The 350-nt window shown below is 70.9% G+C and carries 1 pseudogene; it reads right to left on the bottom strand.

The features are described from left to right. Positions 1-284, bottom strand: a pseudogene (locus tag IEZ31_RS55890) (ArnT family glycosyltransferase); the annotation flags it as partial. Positions 285-350: the final 66 nt, after the last annotated feature.

Genomic DNA, 350 nt, shown 5'->3' with positions numbered 1-350 from the left:
ATGATGGCCCAGCCGAGGAACGGGTGGTCGTACCAGTACGTGTAGTGGGAGAGCGCGCCGTGGTCGAGCATGGCCCATGCCTGGTTGACGTAGGTGCCCTCGTCGTCGTTGACCCGGCCGGGCCAGCCGTGCAGGTTCCACCCGTTGACCAGCCCCGCCACGAGCAGCAGCGGTCCCAGGATCAGCAGGCTTTTCCGGTGGTACCGCCAGCGCGACTCCCGGGGCGCGGGTACCTCGGCCGGCGCGCGGACTGGGCTGCGCTCGACCTCCAGCACCGCCGTCATGCGGCACTACTGCCTTCGATGGCCGGGGTCCGGGTCGGGGCCTGGGCAGGACGGTGATGGCCGGCA

The organism is Dactylosporangium sucinum (assembly GCF_014647515.1).
GTDB classification, from domain to species: Bacteria; Actinomycetota; Actinomycetes; order Mycobacteriales; family Micromonosporaceae; genus Dactylosporangium; species Dactylosporangium sucinum.
Note: the sequence above shows the minus strand (reverse complement) of the source record. Positions and strands in the feature narration are given on the sequence as shown.